We start from the raw sequence: 20,984 nt of genomic DNA on the forward strand, positions 1-20,984 counted from the left end.
GGGCCATCATTGGTGTTGACCAGGCGCCGTTGCGTCCCCGCCCGATAATCACGCGCTGCTTGCGCAAGGCGCCCCAGGCGCTGGAAATGGTCGCCGGACTCACCCCCAAGGCATCGGCCAGGTACTTCGTGCGCCAGCACGATGTCGGCGGTGCAGCCGGTCATGCGGCGGATTTCTTCATCCAGCGCCTGGCCCACCAGGCCCTTCTTCAAGGCTGCAAAGGTGACGAAGCGATTGCGCGCGAAATTGTTGTAGCGGAAGTAGGCGCCGGCATGTTCGGAGCGGAAGCTGCCCTGCGAGGTTTCCATGATGCCGCTGTTGACCACCGGCCCCACGCCGGACCAGTAGGGCTCGGCCAGGGTCAGGGTCATGGTCAGTTGCGGATGGTCCATCATGTTGCGCCCGACCTGGTCGGAGCTGTTGGCCAGCCCCTGCGGGTTGCGGCTGTTGGCCGACATCAGCAGCAGCTTGGGGGTTTCGATGCCATTGCAGGCCAGCACGAAGAGCTTGCCGGTGATGCGGTGGCTGACCTTGTTGGCGTCGAAATAGTTGACGGCCTCGACGCGGTTGGCGGCGTCCGTCTCGACCCGATAGACCACGGCATCGGTGAGGATGGTAGCGCCCTTGGCTTCCAGTCGGGCCAGCGCGGTGGCGGCGTCGTACTTGGCGCCGACCGGGCAGACCGGCACGCAATTGTTGTTGGCGCAGCAGGCCGGACGGTCGTCGTAGGGGATGCCGCTGTTGCGGGCCTGGGCCGTGGGAATGTTGTGGTAGCCCAGGGTCTTGACCACTTCGGTGAAGCGCTGCTCGCCGGGGCTGAAGGGTAGCGCTGGCATGGGGTAGGGCGCCGAGCGTTGCGGCGGCCATTGCAATTGCGGGTCCGATGGGCCGCAGATGCCCAGCTTGTGTTCGACGCGGGTGTAATACGGTTCCAGCACGTCGTAGCCGAAGGCCCAGTCGCGGCCCACGCCATAGAGCGTGTGCAGTTGCATGTCCGCGGGCGTCAAGCGCCAGCAGGTGCCGGCCCAGTGCCAGGTGGAGCCGCCGGCATAGCGGATGAAGGTCTGGGCGTATTTGTCGGGGCCGGACAGTTCCAGGTAGTGATCGTCCGGGTTCTCGCTGGAGGGCATGGGGTGCGGCGCCCAGGGGCGCGGCGGATAGCAGGAGGAGGGGTCGCCCTTCAAGGCCAGCGGCAGGTTGCGGAAGTTTTCCACCACCTCGGCGCGCGCCACGCGCGGGCCGGCTTCGAGCATCAGGACCGGGATGCCGGCCTCCAGCAGTTGTTCGGCGATCAGTACGCCGACTACGCCTGTGCCGACGATGACGACGTCGGCTTTGTTGTTGCTGTTCATGGAGTGACTCTGTAGGGTAGCAGGGATCAGAAGCGCGGCATGTCCGCCAGCGGCACGGTGACCTGGCGCCAGCGGTTGGGGCCGCTGATGCCTAGGAGGGGATGGCCACCACGTCCAGCGTGGTCTGGTAGGTCAGCGCTTCTTCATAGGTGAAGACGGTGGCATCGCGCTTGGGCGAGGAGCAGCCGGTGTACCAGGTGAAGATGATCCAGTAGGCCAGGGTCTGGAGCGGCCCGGCGGGAATGTCGGTGAAGAAATCTTCCACCTTGCGTGCCTGCTTGCCTTCGGCGAGGTCCAGCAACTGGCGCATCATGCTGTCCAGATCGGCATGTTCGCGCGCGGCGGCCTCCAGGATGCGCTCGCCCACGGCCGGGTTGAGCCGGTGATTGACCAGCAGGCCGGACAGGCGCATGAAGGGCGCCAGTTGTGGATGGCCGGCCTGGGGCAGGGCCCAGGAGGGCAGGCTGGACAGGGCCACGTAGCTGCCCAGTATGCTCACGCCGGTCAGCAGCAGGCTGCGGCGTGACATCGTGACTTGCTTGGTGAATCGGTTCATTGGCGTTCCTGCACGCACTTGGCGTGGTGGCCAAGACGCTGCGTCTTGTGGTTGTGAGGGGTCATGCATGGGATGGAATCGGTGCGCATCCTAACAGGGATTGGGCGCCTGTGCAGAGCAGCGGTGTTGCGTTTGGGCATCTGCTGGTGTTTGCCAGTTTCGCACACAGTCTGGGCCACAGAGGCTGGTTGTCGTGGCGCCTGCGATAGTCGCAGAAAATCCCTTCTCTTTGGGCAATTGAACGCGCAAGACTGTGAGGATAATGCCAGCACATAAAGCGCGGGCAATGCCGCAGATGAGCGTTTTCAATCAGGGGTGCAAATCATGATGGGGTGGTTCAAGAATCTGAAGATCGCCAGGAAATTGCAGTTGGCTTTCCTGGCCGTGCTGGTGTTGATGACGATCCTGGGCGTGTTCTCGATCAGTCAGTTGGCCAAGGTCAAGAATGCGTCCTCGGAGATTTCGCGTGACTGGATGCCGGCACAGAAAAAGCTGGGCGATATCAAGCTCTACTTCGTGCGCCTGCGCGGCACCGAGTCGCAACTGGCGATCTATGACGGCGACGTCGAGGCCATGAATGGCCTGGTCTCGCGCAGCCAGGCGATCTTGACCGGCCTGGACAAGACCATGAAGGATTACCAAGCCAGCCTGGATTCGCCCCAGGAGCGCGAGATCTATCCCAAGGTGGCGGCGCAGATCACCGAATTCCTGGGCGAGCACAAGAAGATCGTGGCCGCTTTCCTGGCCAAGAACAACGCTCAAGGCCGCGACCTGTTCCTGGGTTACTCCAACAAGCTCTATCCGCAGATCCTGGGCGATCTGGAAAAGCTCATCAAGATCAACCAGGAAGGCGGCGACGCCGCCACCGCCGGGGCCGACGATACCTTCAGTCAATCACGGGTGGGCATACTGGGTCTGCTGGTGGTCGCGCTGGTCATCGGCATGGGCCTGGCCTTGTACGTGGCGCGCATCATCGCCGCGCCCTTGCAGCAGGCAGTGGGCATCGCGCGGCGCGTGGCCGCGGGCGACCTGGGCGCGGAGATTGCCGTGCACAGCAAGGATGAGACCGGACAACTGATGCTGGCGCTGCAGACCATGAACGAGGGCTTGCGCCAGGTGGTGGGTCAGGTGCGCAATGGCACCGACAGTATCGCCACCGCCTCCACCGAGATCGCTACCGGCAACCTCGATCTGTCGCGCCGCACCGAACAACAGGCCACGGCCCTGGAAGAGACGGCCTCGGCGCTGGAAGAACTGACCTCGACCGTCAAGCAGAACACCGACAATGCCCGCCAGGCCAATCAACTGGCCATGGCCGCCTCGGGCGTGGCCGTGCGCGGCGGCGGGGTGGTCGGGCAGGTGGTAGAGACCATGGAAGCCATTCACGATGCCTCCAACCGTATCGTGGAAATCATCAGCGTCATCGATGGCATCGCCTTCCAGACCAATATCCTGGCCTTGAATGCGGCCGTGGAAGCGGCGCGTGCCGGCGAGCAGGGGCGCGGCTTTGCGGTGGTAGCCTCCGAAGTGCGCTCACTGGCGCAACGTTCGGCCTCGGCGGCCAAGGAGATCAAGCAATTGATCGATGATTCGGTGAGCAAGGTCGGCGCCGGTACCTCGCTGGTGCGCCAGGCCGGTTCCACCATGTCCGACGTGGTGGAGAGCGTCAAACGGGTGACCGACGTGGTCTCCGAGATCTCGGCCGCCAGCAATGAGCAGAGCGTCGGTATTGATGAGATCAACCGCGCCGTGGCCCAGATGGATGAAGTCACGCAACAGAATGCGGCGCTGGTGGAACAGGCCGCTGCCGCGGCCCAATCGATGCAGGAACAGGCCTCCGGCCTGGCGTCCACGGTCAGCGTGTTCAAGCTGCGCTGAGGCGTTTTGCTTGGCATCCGGGCGGCCGCCTGCGGCTGTGCGGCTGATTTCTTGGCGCGTCGATGCAACTTTCGCCCTGGATGGCGGCCTTAGTCATGTCTTTGGCAATCGTATAATGACGAGAAGTCATTAAACCTTTGCACAATAAAAACTTGACTTCCATCCCCATGAGCGATCACCCGCAGTCCAATTCGTCCTTAGCCTCTCTGTCGCAGCGTCCCAGCCGTATTTCGCTGCTCAGTACGGGCATTGGCGGTTTCGATGAGATCCTCGGGGGCGGCTTGCCTGAAGGCAGTCTCTATCTGATCCAGGGGCTGGCCGGCAGCGGCAAGACCACGCTGGCCTCGCAGGTGGGGTTTGCCCAGGCGCGCAGCGGCAAGCCGGTGATGCTATTGACCCTGATTGCCGAATCGCACGCCAAGATGCTCAATCATGTGAGCAACTTCGATTTCTTCGATGACAGCCTGGTCGGCGACCGGATGCAGATGTTGAGCGGCTATGGCGCGCTGGCCAAGGAAGGCTTGCGCGGCCTGCTGCGCCTGCTCAGTGCCGAACTGAATCGCCATCGCCCCAGCATGTTGATCATCGACGGCTTCCGCGCGGTGCGCGATTCCGGTCCATCCGACCTGAACCTGTCGGAATTCATGCATTCGCTCAATGCGCTGGTGTTCACCATGAACTGCACCACGCTGCTGCTCTCGCCGGTGGAGGGCAACCTGCCTGAATCCGAGAACACCCTGGTCGATGGCGTCATCGAATTGAGCCAGTACGAGTCGGGGATGCAACTGGTGCGCGAGATCAAGGTGTTCAAGCTGCGCGGCGCCAATCACCTGCTGGGCAAGCATGTCTTCGAGATCAACCAGAGCGGGGTGGAAATCTTCCCGCGCTTCGAAGCCACCGCCACCCGTGCCGGCAAGGTACCCGGTACCTCCGACCGCTACGTCAGCGTCGGCATCCCGTCCTGGGACAAGTGCATCGGCGGCGGCGTGGTCAGCGGTTCGCTCACCTGCCTCTTGGGCAGCCCCGGGGTGGGCAAGACCCTGATGGGTTTGCATTTCATCGAGCAAGGCTTGAAGGATGGGCAGCAATGTCTGATCCTGGGGTTTTATGAATCGCCCGAACGCCTGCTGGCCAAGGCGCGCAAGGCGGGAATGCAGCTCGATGAGCACATCGCCAGCGGCGCCTTGCAGATGATGTGGCAATTGCCGCTGGAAATGCTGTGCGACGACCTGGCCAAGCGCATGTTGGACAACATCGCCCGCCGTGGCGTGACGCGGCTGTTGATCGATGGTGTCGATGGCCTGCGCAGCATCGTGGTGCAGCAGCAGCGGATGCGCCCCTTCCTGGTAGCGCTGACCAATGAATTGCGCGCGCGCGGGGTGACTACCTTCATCACCGAGCAATTGCCGTATTTCCGCGAATCCCGTCCCCAGGTCGATCCCAGCTCTTCGCAGCTGTATGAAAACATGATGCTGCTGGAATACGTGGTCAAGGATGACGTCAACCGGCGCCAGATCTCGGTGATGAAGCTGCGCGAAAACGGCTATGACGGCGCCAGCCGGCTGATGAATATTTCGGACGCCGGCATCGAGATCGACGGCCTGGTATCGGCGGCGTCCGTTTCCTCTTCCGTACCCTCTCCCGCGCCGGTTGCGGATGGACGTTGACCATGTCCGGCGTGTCTCCACCACAGCAGGCGGCGCTGCCGCTGCTCTTGATCGTCGATGACGAGGTCGATATCACCGATACCTATGCCATGCTGCTGGAGCTGCACGGCTATCGGGTGGTGAGCGCCATCCATGGTGCCGATGCGCTGATCAAGGCGCAGCAGCAATGGCCCGACCTGGTCATCTCGGATTGCATGATGCCGGTGATGAACGGTCTGGAACTGTGCGCCGCCCTGCGTGCCTTGCCGGGTGGCCCGGCGCTGCCCATCATCCTGTGCAGCGGCGCCCCGGAGCGCCACGATCTGTCGCAATCCAGTCACAACCTGTTCCTGCGCAAGCCGGTCTTTTTCGAACGCCTGCTGCAGGAAATCCAGCGTCTGCTGCCCACGCGCTCCTGATCCTGCCCGCCCGCTCGGGCCTTCCTCCTGCTCGCATTCAATCCCCGTATCTCTTGCGTCAACGCAATGTTGTCGAGAGTTTCAGGAATTTCCTGATATCGCATTTCGTCGCCAACCATCACCATCCTTCACAACAAGTCACCGCAATGGTCGGGGCGGGGTGAATGGCAGGAGGGAATGGGGTGGGGACCAACAATGAAGAACAGACGGTACTGGTCGTGGAAGACCATGCCGAGTCGCGCGAGATGCTGTGCGACCTGCTGCGCAAGGGCGGCTTGCATGTCCTGGCTGCGGCCGATGGCGTGGATGCCATCGCGCTCATGCAGGATCATGCACCGGATCTGGTGTTGACCGATCTGCGGATGCCGCGCATGGATGGCATGGAGCTGGCGCGTTACATCAAGTCGCATGAACGCTATGCGCAGATTCCGGTGGTGCTTATCAGCGCCCACCTGCCGGCGGCCAGCGCACGCATTCCCACGATTGCGGCTTTTCTTCTCAAACCTTGCTCGGTCGATCATCTGTTCGGCACGCTCACGCTGCTGTTGCGCCAATGCGCGCAAAGCCGCGCCCAGCCAAGTTTTCAGGTGTAAGGAATCTGCGAGTTTTTATGATTTTATGCGCAGATATTTTCTGTATAACGTTGTGATTATGGAAATTCTCCCCGTGCCTGAGGGCTGGTCCGGACGCACGTAACGGACAGTGTGCGGGGAGACTCCGGCAGTCATAAAAACAGGTTCGTCCGGAACACTAGAGTGATGAAAGTACTAATCGTAGAAAGCGATCTCGACTGGCGTAATACCTTGAGCACCCATGTGGGGGAATTGGGTTACGAAATCTCGGTCTGCTCCTCGCTGGGCCAGGCCAGGGACATTCTCCGGTGCCGCCAGCCCGACATGTTGCTGTCCGACATCGGCTTGCCAGATGGCAGCCTCTCGCCCGAACTGGCTTCGCTGCGCCAGCATTTTCCCTCCATGGGCATCGTCATCCTCACCGCGGCCACCCGCAGTGAAGAGCGCTTGCGCTGCATGAGCGATGGCGCCGACTATTACCTGGTCAAGCCGGTCAAGCTCGATGAGGTCTCGGCCACCCTGACGGCCCTGGCGCGCCGCATGAAGACCGCGCCGCACCAGAGTTCGCCGCAGTCGGAAAAGTGGGCCTTCAACCGCAAGTCGGGGCGCCTGTCCAGCCATGGCAAGGTGGCGCTGCAATTCACCGACAAGGAAAGCACCGCCCTGGCGGCGCTGTTGCAAAGCCCCAACTATCCGGTATCGCACACCCAGTTGTTCGACCTGCTGCGTTCCGGGGGCGAGGAATATGACGCCCACCGCATCGACGCCCTGATCTATCGAGTGCGCCAGAAACTGCGCTCCTTGCCGGAGGCGCCGATGCAGATCCGCAATATCTATGGCGAAGGCTTCCTCATGCTGCGCCGTAGTTCGGCGGTCGATATCGTGCTCGAATCCTGAGCGGACCTGTTACCACCACCGGCAGATCCTGGAAATTTCCTTCACTTCTTCATCAAGCTCGCGTTGCAGAGGGTGCTGCACCGCGGGCTTGCCTGTCTGAACCTTCACTTGGCCTTCCTCAGGGGGCGAGCCGATGCTGCGCTTGGCCCCGATCCCGGCAAGAAATGCTGCGCCGCGAAAGTTTTGCCGCTTTCGGTTATCATGGAGCCAGTTTCGACGCTAAATCGTAGTTCTCCGCTGTAGATTTTCCGCTGAATCTGTCCTTCGCAGACATGCCGTCTGCGGCCACCCGACCGACAAGTTGAAGCAGGCATTGCGGCCCGCTGCGTCATCTCATTGCCCATGGGTTTTGCCCCTGGTCGAGTTGCGCGGCGCGGGCCGGATCGCTGCTTTGCCGTTAGTGAACCATCATGACCACTTCCGCTGAATTTACCGGGGCTCTCAACGAGTCCCAGCATCGCCCTCTGACTTCTTCCGACTACCGTACCCTGGGCCTGTCCGCCCTCGGTGGCACGCTGGAGTTCTACGACTTCGTCATCTACGTGTTCTTCGCCGCCGTGGTCGGCAAGTTGTTCTTCCCGGCTGACATGCCCGAATGGCTGCGCATGTTGCAGACCTTCGGCATCTTCGCGGCCGGTTACCTGGCGCGTCCGGTGGGCGGCATCATCATCGCCCACTATGGCGACGTGATCGGTCGCAAGCGCATGTTTACGCTGTCGATCTTCCTGATGGCCGTGCCTACGCTGGTGATCGGCCTCTTGCCGACCTATGCCAGCATCGGCGTGGCCGCGCCTATCCTGCTGCTGTTGATGCGCACCCTGCAGGGCGCAGCCATCGGCGGTGAAATGCCGGGCGCCTGGGTGTTCGTGGCCGAGCACGTGCCGGCCAACCGTTACAGCTTCGGCGTCGGTTCGCTGACAGCCGGCATCACCGGCGGCATCCTGCTGGGTTCGCTGATGGGCATCTTCATCAACAGCGTCTACCAACCGGCCGAGGTGGCGGCGTATGCCTGGCGCATTCCCTTCCTCTTGGGCGGCGTGTTCGGTCTGGTATCGGTCTATCTGCGTCGCTACCTGGAAGAGACCCCGGTGTTCCGTGAACTGGCTGCGCGCCGCAAGCAATCCCATGAACTGCCCTTGAAGACGGTGCTGCGCGAACATCGTGGCGCCAGCCTGCTTACGGCGGGCATGACCTGGTGCCTGTCGGGTGCGGTGGTGGTGGTGATCCTGATGACGCCGTCCTACCTGCAGACCGTGCACCACCTGCCGGCCAAGCTGGTGATGCAAGCCAACTGCGCCGGCACCCTGATGCTGACCATCGGTTGCCTGCTCATTGGCTGGCTGTGCGACCGCATCGGCACCCGCGCCAGCATGATCCTCGGCTGGGGTGGGCTGGGCTTGTCGAGCTGGTGGTTCTATGGCCAGTTGCCGGGTTCGCCTGAGTCGCTGATCTGGGGCTATGCGCTGGTGGGCCTGTTCGTGGGCAGCATTGCGCTCACCCCCATCGTCTCCACCCGCGCCTTCCCGCCGCCGGTGCGCTTTACAGGTCTGTCCTTTGCCTACAACATGGCCTATGCCATCTTCGGCGGGCTCACGCCGGTGCTGATCTCGCTGTGGATCAAGGCCGACCCGCAAGGCCCGGCGCTGTATGTGATCGGCCTGTCCATCCTGGGCGTGCTGCTGGCGTTTGTGCCGATGAGCAGCAAGGGCTATCGCGCCTGATACTTCTCCCCGTCATGCCTGGCGCAAAACGCCAGGTCAACGGCGCGGGCGCTACATCTCCAGCGTCATTGCATGATGGCTTGCTTCAGTCTTGAAGACGCTGACGGCACCAGTGAGGATCTGCGCCTGATCACGCAAGCTGGAGGCAGCCGCCGCAGCTTCTTCCACTAATGCGGCGTTCTGCTGGGTGACCTGGTCCATTTGTCCAATGGCCAGGTTGACCTGGTCGATACCATTGCTCTGTTCCTGGCTGGCCGCGGCGATGTCTTCCATCAACTGGGCCACGCGCTTGACCGAATCCACGGTCTCTTCCATGACTGCGCCGGCATCGTTGACCAGGTTGCCGCCAGAGCTGATCTTCTGCAACGACGCTTCGATCAATTCCCGGATCTCCTTGGCGGCGCTGGCCGAACGCTGTGCCAGGCCGCGCACTTCTGAGGCTACCACGGCAAAGCCGCGCCCTTGCTCGCCGGCCCGCGCTGCTTCGACGGCGGCGTTGAGGGCCAGGATATTGGTCTGGAAGGCAATGCCATCGATGACGTTGATGATATCGACCATGTGGCTGGAACTCTGCTTGATATCGTTCATGGTGGCGACCACCTGGTTGACGATGCCGCCGCCGTTTTCGGCCTGCTTCCTGGCTTGCGCCATCAGTACATTGGCCTGGAGGGCGTTGTCGGCATTTTGCTTGACCGTCGACGTCAATTCCTCCATCGAAGAGGCGGTCTGCTCCAGGCTGGCCGCCTGTTCTTCGGTACGCGAAGACAGGTCCAGGTTGCCGGAGGCGATTTCTGCGGAGGCCGTGGTGATGGAATCGGTACTGTGGCGTACCTGGGTGACGGCTTGCGTCAGCGCCTTGGTCATCTCCTGCAGGGCGCGCAGCAAACGCCCCATTTCATTGGTGCCGCCCACTTCGATGGACTGTGTGAGATCGCCACGGGCAATGCGTTGGGCCACCTCGATGGCACTATTCAAGGGGCGGTTGATGCTGCGGATGAGCCACAGCCCGATGAGGCTACCCACGAGGATGGAGCAGATGATGGCGGCGATGGAAAAACTGCGGAAGCTCTGGTAGCGCTGCTGGGAGTTTTCGTATTCGGACTTGGCCACCTCCGTCTGCAGCTGGATCAGTGCATTCATGGTCTCTGTAATGGAGGTGGCGTAGCGGGCAATATCACCGTGGATGAGCGTAGCCACGGTCTTCATGTCTCCGCCATTCAAGGCATTGAGCGCGGGCGCAAAGCCTTTTTCATCCAGCAGCTTTTGTTCGCGCACCAAGGTGTCGGCAAGTTCTTTCTCAGTGGGCGTCAGATAGGTGGCGAGATAGTCTTTCCACACCTTGTCGCGCACGCTTTCTTCCTTCTTGAAGGAAGCAATGTGAGTGGCCAGCTCTTCCTGACTGGAGACCAGGGCTCTTGCAATATTGATCTGCATCTTGTTGGAGGAGCGAATGACCTGGTCCAGCTGGCTTAGCGCGATGAGCCGGTCTTCATAGACGGTTTTCAACGAGTTGTTGACGTTGATGAGCGAGATCAGGCTGGTGGTGCCGATCAGGAAGCTGATCACCAGTAAAAAGCCGATGACGGCGATGAGGCGGGTTTTGATGGTCAGGTTCGCAAACATGGCGAGCTTCTCCTAAATGCAGAGTCAGTGGTAGAGGGAGTGAGGGAAGAGGGGAGCTGCTCTGACTGACGAATGTGGTCGCCGCATCTTTTCCGCAAGGAAGTCAATTTTGTAGTTTGACTTTCACTTTTTGTCAGTCGGCCAGAATATATTTCATATTTAATATATTTTGCGTTTATAAATTACAACATATATTAAATATGCGGTTTTGCGAGAATGAGAACGCTTGGTAAAACCTCCTGCGTGCGTGCCGTTTTTCCCGCAGGACGTTCGCGTACAATGCTGGCCATTGCCGCAATGGCCGCACGGTGCGCTGCCAATGACCTCCACCATGTTCCTCGCCTTCCTGACTAAGCGCCTGTGCTGGTGCGCTTCCTGGATACTCCTGGCCGTGCTGCTGGCCGCCTGTTCGCGTCCCTCCATCCCCACCACCCATCTGGCCCAGGATGTCTACGTCTGGCAGCGCCAGTGGACCCCGGCGCTACGCAATGCCCTGTCGGCCTCCAATGCCCATGTGGCGCGCTGGCATGTACTGGCTGCGGAACTGGGCGCCTCGGGCCGCTGGATCGACATCGAACCGGAGGCCGCCGTGCTGGCCGAGACCGGTCGCCCCTTGCTGCTGACGGTGCGTCTGAACGGGCAGTTGGCGCGCTTCGATAGTGCTGCCATCCAGGCCCATCTGCTGGAACTGCTGACGGCCTGGCGCGCGCGTGGGCTGCAACCGGCGGCGCTGGAAATCGACTATGACTGCGCCACGGCGCGCTTGCCCGACTACACCGCCTTCCTGCAAGGGCTCAAATCCCGCATCGCGCCCCTGTCGCTGGCCGTGACGGCCTTGCCGACCTGGTTGGCCAGCCCGCAGCTGTCGGCCTTGCTGGCGGTGGCCGACGAATCGACCCTGCAGGTACACGCCGTGCTGGACCCGCGCCTGGGGCTGTTCGATGCGCAACGGGCGCAGGACTGGATGCAGCAGTATGCGGCGCGCACCCGTCATCCCTGGCATGTGGCGCTGCCGGCCTACGGTTCGCGCGTGAGCTGGGATGGGCAGGGGCGCATCGCCGCCGTCGAGAGCGAGCGGGCCTTGCTGGCCGGTGGCGTGGGGCGTGAACTGATGGCCGAGCCGCGCGTGATGGCGCGCTTCGTGGCGCAACTGGAAGCGCAGGCGCCTGCCGGTCTGGCCGGCATCACCTGGTTCCGCCTGCCCACCGGCGACGACCGCCGCGCCTGGAGCCTGGCGACCTGGATCGCCGTGCTGCAACGCCAACCTTTGAAGGACGGCCTCGCCGTCCGACTGGTGGCCGCTGCTGGCGAGCCGGGGGCGGCCAGCGATATCCGCCTGGACAACGTCGGCAACGCCGACGCTGCCTTGCCGCTGCGGGTGCGCATAGGGCGGCGCCAGCCAGACCAGCCGGGGAACGCTTGCAGCGGCGACGGCATCAATGGCTACACCTTGGAAAACGATGCCCAGGGACGCTATCTGCGCCTGGATCAGGCCGGTCTCTTGCGCGCCGGTAGCAGTCGCAGCATAGGATGGCTGCGCTGCGCCGCTGGCGTGGCCGCCCCGGACATCACACTGGAAATGGGATCCTGATGAAACAAATGAAGCTTTCTGCCAGCGGCAGCGGCAAGTCCGGCCTGCCCGGCGCGGGCCACATGAGTCGCATGAAGAAAATCGCCTACGCCGCCAGCGGCTTGCTGGTCCTGGGCGCCGCTACCGTGGTGGCCTGCGGGCCGGACTTCCCGCTGCAACTGCTGGATGACCGCGCCGGCACTTTGCGCAATACCCCCAACAATTCCTTCGCCTGGGAAGTGGCGCACCTGGTGACGTCCACCGACAAGTTGCAAGCCGACGAAGGCAGCGGCTATGAGCAGAGTGCCGCGCACCCGGATGATCCACACTCCTTGCAGATGCTGGAAAAAGGCCAGCTGGATGCAACGCAGTGGACGGCGCTGCAGGCCATGCGCGCCGCCCCCGATGGCCAGAGCGCCTATGCTGCCGGCGCGGCACTGCCCGCGGCCATCCGCCTCTATACCGCCGGCGCCCAGGATTTCCGCGCCAATGCGCTGGAAGCGGCACGCCAGCGCTTCGAAGCGGTATTGGCGCTGCCAGCGCCACAAGCCCGCGAGCGCGCAGTATGGGCGGCCTACATGCTGGGCCGCCTGCACGCCATCGAAGGCCGGCGCGAACAGGCCATCGCCAGCTTCACGCAATCCCGTGCGCTGGCGCTGGCCGGTGCGCCCGATCCACTGGGCCTGGCCGTGGCCAGTTATGGCGAGCAGGCGCGCCTGTTGCTGGTGGGGGAGGCGGGGGCGTGCAACTGGTCCGATTTCAATGAGGGTCATGCCTGTGGCGAAAGCATCAAACCGGCCGATCTGAAGCAAGCCATCCATCTCTATGCCGAACAGGCTGCGCGTGGCTCGCTCAGTGCGCAGTCGTCCTTGCAGGCGCTGGCGTCCTGGAGTCTGGCGCGGTCGGCCACCAGTGCCGAGCTGATCGACGATGCGGTGGCACAACAGCTGCTGGTGGCCTATGCGCTGGCGCGCGTGGGTGACGTCGTGGAGGGGCCGCAGATCGGGGGCGGCGACTACGATCCGAGCGCGCCCGCCTACGGTTCTTCCGGTTATGCCGATGCCGCCCGCAGCGCCAAGTTCAAGCCCAATACCATGCTGGTGAATCTGGTCCATGCGCTCAAGCGGCGCGGGCTGGAACATATCGGCGGTGCCCGACGCCGTGGCGGCACTGGCCTATCGCAGTGGTCGCTATGAATTGGCTCAAGCGCTGGTGGATCAGCAGGAATCGGCGCTGGCCTGCTCGCCCATCGGCTTTGGTGACGATGGCCAGGCCTACAACATCAACGCCGACGTGGTGGCCGGCAAGATCGCCGAGATCCTGCACGCCGAAAAGCTGATCATGATGACCAACATCGCGGGCGTCCAGGACAAGGCCGGCAAGCTGCTCACCGACCTGTCGGCGCGCGAGATCGACGAGATGTTCGCCGATGGCACCATCTCCGGCGGCATGTTGCCCAAGATTTCCTCGGCGCTGGATGCGGCCAAGTCGGGCGTGAACACGGTGCACATCATCGATGGTCGCATCGAGCACTCGCTGCTGCTGGAAGTGCTGACCGAACAGGCCTTCGGGACCATGATCCGTTCCCATTGATCCGCAGGCGTCAGAGCGCAAGCAAAAGGGATGAGCCCATGCTCATCCCTTTTTTGTTCGCCGCGCGGACAGTCGCCGATGGGCTCAATAAAGTTGTTTTACCTGTAAGCCTCGCTTGCCCAGCAATAGCGGCACACTGTCCGGCCCCACCAGGTGCAGGATGCCGATGGCCGCCACGGCCTGGTCCTGCCGGTGCAGCAGCTCGGCGATGCCGGCGGCCAGGCCCGGGTTGCGCTCGCGCAGCAGGGCCTGGACCGTGAAGTGGCTGGAGAAGCTGCCGTCCTCTTGCAGTTCCTTGAGCGCACGGGCAAAGCCGGCACTGTCGGCATGACGCCAGGCATCGACCAGAAAATCGAGCTTGCGGGTGAGGTCGGCATCGTCCAGCTCCTGCAGGGTGTCGGCCAGGAACTGGATCTGTTGCGCTTGCCCCAGCTGGCTGAAGATGGCCATCTGGCGCTCGGCGCTTTCCAGTTCGACCACCTTGCCGCCATGGGCGCGCACGGTTGCAGCCAGGTGGCTGTCCACCGCCAGGTCGGTGCGGTAGCCGTGGCGCACGTATTGCTGCACGGACAACACCATGGCCAGCATCCAGGGGCGCATTTGCTGTACCGATGCCGGCACCATGCCCAGACCTTGCAGAGCTGACTCGGTGCGCTCGCGCAAGGGGGCCTCGAGCTGCTCCAGCAGGTGTTCGCCGGCCGGGTAGAGCCCATGGCGCTGCACCGCGCTTTGCATGGCGTCGGTGTTCTCTGGGTCAAGCTCCAGCGCCAGGACGGGGGCGGCGGCCAGGGCGCGGGTCAGGCGCGGTTCCAGCGGATAGAAGTCGGGGGCGCCGACGTGGATGGTGCCAAACAGCAGCAGCGTGTGACGGCCATCGGAGACCTGGTAGAGCGCGCCACGCGGTGGCGCCGGCTGGACCGTGTCGGTGGTCGTGGCGGCCCGGGCCGGGGCCAGGAAGTTAAAGCAGGACAGCCAGGTCAAACTCACTATAATCAAGCGTTGCATCAATCCGGTCACTGCTGGCCTTTCTTTCCTTGCTTGTTCAAGGCGCGTCCATGGTTGTGGCAGGCGCGCCGGTCTCATTTATGGCGTCCAATACTACACCGCTCTGGCTGTTCGATCTCGACAACACCCTGCACAACGCCTCGCACGCGATCTTCCCGGCCATCAATACCAATATGAACCGCATCATCAAGCGGGTGCTGGACCATGATGGCCAGCCCAGCGACGAAGCGGCGGTCAATTATCTGCGGCGGCATTACTGGAAGCTGTACGGCGCCACCTTGCTGGGCCTGGTGCGCCATCACGGCCTGGGGGTGGATGAATTCCTGCACGAGGCGCATCTCTTCGACGACCTGCCTGGCATGGTGCGCGCCGAGCGCGGCATCGGTCGCTGGCTGGCGCAGTTGCCGGGGCAAAAGATCCTGCTGACCAATGCGCCGCGTCGTTATTCGCGCGAGCTGGTGCGCCACCTGGGGCTGCAGCGGCATTTCTCGCATCACATTTCCATCGAAGCCATGCATGTGCATCGGCAATTACGGCCCAAGCCCTCGCGCCTCATGCTGCGCAAGCTGCTGGCACGACACAAGGTGGCGCCGCGGCGCTGCATCCTGGTCGAGGATACGGTAGACAATCTGCGTAGCGCCCGCGAACTGGGCGTGCGCACGGCTTGGGTGACCCAGTACCTGCGCGGCAGCCAGGCGCTGCTGGGGGCGATCGGCGGGCAGCGGGTGCTGAGTCGCTTGCCGGCTTACGTCGATGTGAAGGTTCGTTCAGTGCGGCAGTTGCCGCGACGGCTTGCGGCGCTAGGGGCGCTGCGTTGAAGTGAAGAAGTCTGCCGAAATTAGTCGGCGCAATCGGCGCACCAGCCCTTGATGGTCAATTCCACTTCGTGACTCTGGAAACCCTTGCCCAGGGTCTTGCGCAGTGCCGATTGCAATTGCGCGGCGGTGGACTGGTGGCGTTCGGCCTCGGGCAGGACGGTGGCCAGGAAGTCGGTGCCATCGCTGGCATCCAGGCAAAACACCCGGTTGCAGCGGGTGCACTTGAAATGACCGTGCTGGTGCTGCTTGCCTTGGGAATGGTCGTGCAGGCCGTGTTCGGGGTGATCGGCCCCGGCGCTGTAGCGGAAGATGCGGTCGTCGCTGGAGATCTTGTGGGCCAGGCCGGCTTCGGTGAGGCAATCCAGGGCGCGGTAGAGGGTGACCCGGTCCATGTCGGCAAAGCGGTCCTGGATATCCTGATGTGACGCCGCGCTGCGGGTTTCCAGCAGCGCCCCCAGCACATTGACCCGCGCTGGCGTCACGCGCACCCCGGCCTCGCGCAATTGCGCCTCGGCCAGCGCGCTCACCGTGGCGGCTTGCGCGGCGGTGTTGGCGGAAGGAGGAAGGGCGGCTTTGGCTTTCATGGTCGGCATGGGCAGGATCACAGGTCGCCAGGATGACTGGCTGAAGAAAACGTCAGCACCAAGTGTGCGGGTAGCCCTATTTTAGCCCATGCGGGCCAGGCCTTCGCGCGCCTGGCGGCGGGCCGGCTATTTGTTGTCGCCTTTGCCGCCTTTACCGCCTTTACCGCCTTTATGGGCGCGCGGATGGGCCTGGTCATAGACCTGGGCCAGGCGCTGGAAGTCCAGCGCGGTATAGACCTGGGTGGCGGTGATGGAGGCGTGGCCCAGCATTTCCTGGACCGCCCGCAGGTCGCCCGAGCTTTGCAGCACGTGCGAGGCAAACGAGTGGCGCAGCATGTGCGGATGCACGTCGGTGGCCATTTCCACGCCTTTGCCATGGGCCTTGAGGCGCAACTGGGTGACCCGGGGCGACATGCGTGCCCCGCGTTCATTGAGAAACAGCGCGTGCCCATCCGGCCCGCCGTCCGCCCTGACCAGGCCGGCGCGCAAGGGTAGCCAGTCCTGGATGGCCTGCAGGGCGGCTGTTCCTACCGGCACCTTGCGCTTCTTGCCGCCCTTGCCGGTGACCGTGACCTCGGCTTCGGCCAGGTCGATCCAGCCGGCTGATTCATAACGGCCTTCACGGACATCGGCCAGGTCGATACCTACCAGTTCGGAAACCCGCAAACCACTGGAATAGAGCAGCTCGAACATGGCGCGATTGCAGGCGGCTAGCGTAGAGGCTGGATCGCGCGCCGGATCGGCGTGCGACACCAGCCGGATGGCATCATCGGCAGCCAGCGCCTTGGGCAGGGGTTTGCTTTTCTTGGGCGGCTTGACGCCGTCGACCGGGTTGGCCGGCAATGCCATTCCCTCTTCCAGCGCCAGCCAGGCAAAGAACCCACGCCAGGCCGACAGCTTGCGCGAGATCGAGCGGGCGTTGAGGCCGCGTGCGTGCAAGCGGGCGGCGCATTTGCGGATCTGGGGCTGGCTGACGTGCGGCAGGATGGTATCGGCAACACCGTCGTGGTCGCCCGCTGGCGCCAGCAAGGCGCGCAATTCCTGCAGGTCGCGCCCGTAGTTTTCCAGCGTATGCGGCGAGAGCTTGCGCTGGCTGCGCAGGAAGGAAAGATAGCGTCCGATCAGGGAAGAGGCCGCAGCATCCATGGCTTGACTCCGAGTGCTGGCAGCGCTGACCGGATCAGCGCAGGCGATGGATCAGCGTAGCAGGCAGGCCAGGGCGGCACTGCCGGTTTCGCCGATGCGGGTCAGGAAATCGGTGCCCATATCGATGGTGAAGCGGTTCGGGTCGGGCGAACCCAGCACCAGCAAACCGAAGGCTTCGGGCGCCGCACCCACGCGCAGCGGCAACATCGCCACCGATTTCACCGAGGCGGCATCGTCCAGCCAGGAAGCGGCTTCGAACTCCTTGTTGGGACCGCAGAAGGGGGTGGACAAGCCATTGGCGAAGATGCGGGCATCCTCCGAGACTTCCTGGGTCGCCCAGTTGTCCATGTGCGGGTCAGCCAGGTTCCACAGGCGCACCGTCACTTGCGGCACGTGGAATATCTCCTGCAACTGCGTCACCAGCACGCGCGGCAGGTCGGCGGCATCGCGCGTCAACAGCAGGGCGCGGCTCCAGGCCTGGAACTTGTTGGTGATTTCATCGTTTTCCTGGGCGATGCGCATCAACTCGGCCATGCGCAGCTCCTGCACGCGGATCTTCTCGCGGAGGATTTCCATCTGGCGTTCCTGCAAGGACACGGCACGGCCCATCACCGGGCTGGTCAGCTTGACCGTGGAAAGCAGTTCCGCGTGCTCTTCGAAGAAATGCGGGTGGTCGAGCAGGTAGTCGGCAATCAGGCTGGAATCCAGTTCGGTGGTCATCGTCGCGAGGTCTGTGTGGGTGTGCCGGCCGCACAAGACGTAGCGTGCCGGAAATATCGCGAGATTATCCTCGCTATCGGACACCCTGACAATCATCGGTGCCGTTAAGGGGTGGGGGGGCAAAATGAAAGAGGCCTGCATGATTGCTCATGCAGGCCTCTTTCGGTACGACTCAAATTTAACTCAGGTTCGAACCGATGCTTTCACATCGGTTTTGAATCCATGAATTAGAACTTGTGACGAACGCCAACGGTAACAGCGGTTTGGCTAGCATCGCTGCCGGTGCTGTCGCCCATCACGCCAGGGTTCTTCATGTCCTTGGCACGCAGGTTCGACACGAAGGCGTACAGGTCGGTACGCTTGGACAGCCAGTAGTCAGCACCCAGGTTGTATTGGGTCAGCTTGCCCTTACCATCCAGACCGTCGAAGCGAGCGGTGGTGTATTCCACAGCGGCCAGCAGCTTCAGGGACGGGCTCAGGGAGTAGGCAGTACCGAGTTCGTAGATGTCAGCCTTGGTAGCCAGGCCCAGGGTTGCGGCGGCGGCACGGTTAGCGGCGGTCAGCGGGCTGGCGACAGCGATAGTGCTGCCGGTGGCGACGGTGCTACGCAGAGCAGCAACGTTTGCTGCGGTGTTCAGGTCTTGCTTGACGCGCGACCAGTTACCGTACACACGTGCCGGGCCAAACTGGTAGCTGGCGACCAGGTTGAATACCTTCAGTGCAGTGTTACCTGCATTGCCGGAATTCAGACCGGTAGCGATATTGTAGTCAGCCAGAGCGGTGGCGCTTGCACTTGCTGCCGGAGCCACACCTTGGATCAGCGCAGTGTCGCTAGGAGTAGTGCCTTGCTTGGATTGGTAGTAGTTGGCACCCAGACCCAGCGGGCCGTTGTCGTACTTCGCGCCCAGGCCGAACGATTGGCCAGCCGAAGTCTTGCCAGCGGTTTCGCCGAAGCCGTAGATCAGGTTACCGGTGAAACCGTTCAGGTTAGCGGTGGTGTAGCTGATCGAGTTGTTGGTGCGGGTACCTTCCAGACGGTTCAGGTTGTGGCCGACGTTGCCGGTCACGCCACCGAAGTCGTTGACGGAGGTGTAGGCGGAGATGGTGTCAGCGAAGTCGGTTTGACGACCCAGCAGCACGGTACCGAAGCCACCCGACAGACCAACCACGGACTTGCGACGGAACAGGTTGGACGAGGTCACAGCGTCGGAGCCTTGCAGGCCGCCGTTGTCGTTGGTGAAGCCGGTTTCCAGTTGGAACACGGCCGACAGACCGCCGCCCAGATCTTCAACGCCCTTGAAGCCGATACGCGAACCTTGGATGTTGCCGGAGTTCACTGCAAACTTGCTGCCAGTGCCAGTGCCGGTAGCAACCTTGCTGGTGTAGGTGATACCAGTATCAACGATACCGTAGATAGTAACGGAGCTTTGTGCTTGAGCAGCACCTGCGAACGCGCCGAGGACGGCCAGTGCCAGCAGAGATTTTTTCATTTGACATCCTTCTATAAAAATAGTCTTGAGGATCCGTACTTCTGGTCGGATGGTGAGACATTAAGGGTTCTCATTTGGCGTGGCCGTAGATTGGTCACGTGGAGGGCGGAATTTTGGTTGAAAGCGTCAATCCGCTGGAGGAGTGTTGTTTTTTTCAAACGCTTTCCTGCCCATCAATGCCTGACAGACAAATTTAGGCTTGCAGCCTCTCCCTTCTTAACGGCATGGCAGAGCGAAACTTGATCCGTTGCGTATCGCCCGTAGTGATGTTGTTAAAACGATGCATTTCGAATCTTTTCGAGTGTTTTTTAAAAAAAATTCGATTGTGGGGCATAATTTTGGCTTTCTGACCTGATGTGGAGGGTGGATGGCCACTCGCGAGGATCTTGCAATCATCCGCGCAGCGCGTGCCGGACAGGCCCAGGCGCAGTTGACCCTGGGCAAGCGTTACCTCTTTGGCGGCAACGGTTTGCCGCAAAGTGCGGGCACCGCCTTGCACTGGCTGGAGCGGGCAGCCCGCCAAGGGTTGGCCGATGCCTGGATGCTCATTGCCCAGCATATTCCCTATGAAGTCCTGACCTCGTTGGCCCAGCCGCACGAGGCCGCACAGTGGTATGAACGCGCCTTTGACGCCGGCCTCACCCAAGCCGGCCTGGTCTATGCCCGCCTGGTGCTGGAGCACCCGGCCGGTGCGGCGGTGGCTAGCGCCGATATGAAGGAAAAAGCCATCCGCGCGCTGGAAGCCGTCGCCAACCAGGGCGACCCGGATGCCCAGTGGCTGCTGGCGCGCCAAGCTGAACGAATGTTCAAACATGCCCCCGCCGCCTCGGCCAGCGAACCGGCGCCCGCGCGGGTGGTTGCGGCCGACGCCTTGCAGCAATGGACCCAGAAAGCCGCCGACGCCGGCATCGAGCAAGCCCAACATGCGCTGGCCGATCGTGCCTGGCAGCAGTCCGACTTCGCCGCGTTCGGGCAGCGCGCCCAGCCGCTGGCCGATGCCATGTTGCGCCAGCACGAAGCCCTGGTGGCCCAGCTCAATGCGCCCTCCGAGGCGCTGGCCGCAGCCCTGGGTGCGCAGAATATCCAGTTGCTGCGGCGCCTGGCCGAGGTGCAACTGGCCGACAAGCGCCCCGACCTGTTGTACGCCCAGCAATTGCTGGAGCTGGCCGCGCTGGCCTGCGACCGCGATGCGCAACTGGCGCTGGGCCTGTTGTATGGCCGGGTCGATGCCTCCGGCACGCGGCGCTTTGCCGGCCAAGGCTCAGCCAATTACAAGAAGGCCATCCGCTGGCTGACCCTGGCCGGCGAGCAAGGGATGGCGGCGGCTTGGTACGTGCTGTCGCGGATCTACCTCAAGCCGGAATTTTCCCAGCGCAATCTGCCGATGGCAGCAT

Annotated in this window: 17 protein-coding genes and 2 pseudogenes; 11 read left to right on the plus strand and 8 right to left on the minus strand. The window is 62.7% G+C overall.

All coding sequences use genetic code 11. From position 1 onward, the window contains the following. Together I5W_RS13225 and I5W_RS13230 are read right to left on the minus strand one after the other, a co-directional pair. Nucleotides 1-1,352: GMC family oxidoreductase N-terminal domain-containing protein (locus I5W_RS13225; protein ID WP_252717012.1), on the minus strand; the 1,352-nt coding region annotated here is incomplete at its 3' end. Between the two features lie 91 nt (nt 1,353-1,443). Next, nucleotides 1,444-1,908 (minus strand): sorbitol dehydrogenase family protein, encoded by a 465-nt coding sequence (locus I5W_RS13230; protein ID WP_252717013.1) that lies wholly within the window; start codon nt 1,906-1,908, stop codon nt 1,444-1,446. A 327-nt stretch (nt 1,909-2,235) separates the two neighbouring features. Here I5W_RS13230 and I5W_RS13235 point away from each other — a divergent pair, with 327 nt between their 5' ends. The 6 genes from I5W_RS13235 to I5W_RS13260 all read left to right on the plus strand — a co-directional run bounded on the left by I5W_RS13235 (nt 2,236) and on the right by I5W_RS13260 (nt 9,041). Next, entirely contained in the window at nt 2,236-3,786 is a 1,551-nt protein-coding gene (locus I5W_RS13235; RefSeq protein ID WP_044529577.1) for a methyl-accepting chemotaxis protein, read from the plus strand. Nucleotides 3,787-3,953: 167 nt separating this feature from the next. Next, entirely contained in the window at nt 3,954-5,453 is a 1,500-nt protein-coding gene (locus tag I5W_RS13240; protein WP_044529578.1) for an ATPase domain-containing protein, read from the plus strand. Between the two features lie 2 nt (nt 5,454-5,455). After that, nucleotides 5,456-5,851, plus strand: a complete 396-nt coding sequence (locus I5W_RS13245; protein ID WP_017452326.1) for a response regulator — start codon at nt 5,456-5,458, stop codon at nt 5,849-5,851. Between the two features lie 182 nt (nt 5,852-6,033). Further along, the gene (locus tag I5W_RS13250) at nt 6,034-6,444 is read left to right on the plus strand and encodes a response regulator (protein WP_044529579.1); all 411 of its coding nucleotides are present in this window, start codon (nt 6,034-6,036) and stop codon (nt 6,442-6,444) included. A gap of 165 nt (nt 6,445-6,609) precedes the next feature. After that, on the plus strand, nt 6,610-7,320 hold the full coding sequence (locus I5W_RS13255) for a response regulator transcription factor (RefSeq protein ID WP_044529580.1): 711 nt from the start codon (nt 6,610-6,612) through the stop codon (nt 7,318-7,320). Between the two features lie 410 nt (nt 7,321-7,730). After that, nucleotides 7,731-9,041 carry an MFS transporter gene (locus tag I5W_RS13260; protein WP_017452323.1) on the plus strand — a complete coding sequence of 437 codons (1,311 nt, stop codon included), beginning with the start codon at nt 7,731-7,733 and terminating at the stop codon, nt 9,039-9,041. A 51-nt stretch (nt 9,042-9,092) separates the two neighbouring features. Here the strand turns inward: I5W_RS13260 and I5W_RS13265 are convergent, their stop codons facing one another. Continuing rightward, entirely contained in the window at nt 9,093-10,664 is a 1,572-nt protein-coding gene (locus tag I5W_RS13265) for a methyl-accepting chemotaxis protein (RefSeq protein ID WP_017452322.1), read from the minus strand. Nucleotides 10,665-10,995: 331 nt separating this feature from the next. On the opposite strand from I5W_RS13265, the gene I5W_RS13270 reads away from it, so the two are divergent. The 3 genes and pseudogenes from I5W_RS13270 to argB all read left to right on the plus strand — a co-directional run. Beyond that, nucleotides 10,996-12,255, plus strand: coding sequence for a DUF3142 domain-containing protein (locus I5W_RS13270; RefSeq protein ID WP_252717014.1), 1,260 nt, complete (start codon nt 10,996-10,998; stop codon nt 12,253-12,255). 8 nt (nt 12,256-12,263) lie between these two features. Continuing rightward, the gene (locus I5W_RS13275; protein WP_252717015.1) at nt 12,264-13,430 is read left to right on the plus strand and encodes a hypothetical protein; all 1,167 of its coding nucleotides are present in this window, start codon (nt 12,264-12,266) and stop codon (nt 13,428-13,430) included. A gap of 46 nt (nt 13,431-13,476) precedes the next feature. Further along, nucleotides 13,477-13,827 (plus strand): annotated as a pseudogene (argB, locus tag I5W_RS32480) (acetylglutamate kinase); the annotation flags it as partial. Between the two features lie 84 nt (nt 13,828-13,911). On the opposite strand, the gene I5W_RS13285 reads toward argB, so the two are convergent. After that, nucleotides 13,912-14,832 carry a TraB/GumN family protein gene (locus tag I5W_RS13285; RefSeq protein WP_044529581.1) on the minus strand — a complete coding sequence of 307 codons (921 nt, stop codon included), beginning with the start codon at nt 14,830-14,832 and terminating at the stop codon, nt 13,912-13,914. 80 nt (nt 14,833-14,912) lie between these two features. Between I5W_RS13285 and I5W_RS13290 the strand changes: the two genes are divergently transcribed. Further along, nucleotides 14,913-15,650, plus strand: coding sequence for an HAD-IA family hydrolase (locus tag I5W_RS13290; protein ID WP_017449729.1), 738 nt, complete (start codon nt 14,913-14,915; stop codon nt 15,648-15,650). 20 nt (nt 15,651-15,670) lie between these two features. On the opposite strand, the gene I5W_RS13295 is transcribed toward I5W_RS13290, so the two are convergent. The 4 genes from I5W_RS13295 to I5W_RS13310 form a co-directional block, all read right to left on the minus strand. Then, on the minus strand, nt 15,671-16,243 hold the full coding sequence (locus I5W_RS13295; RefSeq protein WP_044529588.1) for a Fur family transcriptional regulator: 573 nt from the start codon (nt 16,241-16,243) through the stop codon (nt 15,671-15,673). A gap of 117 nt (nt 16,244-16,360) precedes the next feature. Continuing rightward, entirely contained in the window at nt 16,361-17,380 is a 1,020-nt protein-coding gene (locus tag I5W_RS13300; RefSeq protein WP_044529582.1) for a tyrosine recombinase XerC, read from the minus strand. Between the two features lie 51 nt (nt 17,381-17,431). After that, nucleotides 17,432-18,100, minus strand: a complete 669-nt coding sequence (locus I5W_RS13305) for a DUF484 family protein (protein ID WP_017449726.1) — start codon at nt 18,098-18,100, stop codon at nt 17,432-17,434. A gap of 227 nt (nt 18,101-18,327) precedes the next feature. Then, nucleotides 18,328-19,590, minus strand: a complete 1,263-nt coding sequence (locus tag I5W_RS13310; protein ID WP_044529583.1) for a porin — start codon at nt 19,588-19,590, stop codon at nt 18,328-18,330. 367 nt (nt 19,591-19,957) lie between these two features. On the opposite strand from I5W_RS13310, the pseudogene I5W_RS13315 reads away from it, so the two are divergent. Further along, nucleotides 19,958-20,984, plus strand: a pseudogene (locus tag I5W_RS13315) (SEL1-like repeat protein); the annotation flags it as partial.

The organism is Herbaspirillum sp. B65, from assembly GCF_000333555.1.
Classification (GTDB): Bacteria; Pseudomonadota; Gammaproteobacteria; order Burkholderiales; family Burkholderiaceae_D; genus Herbaspirillum; species Herbaspirillum rubrisubalbicans.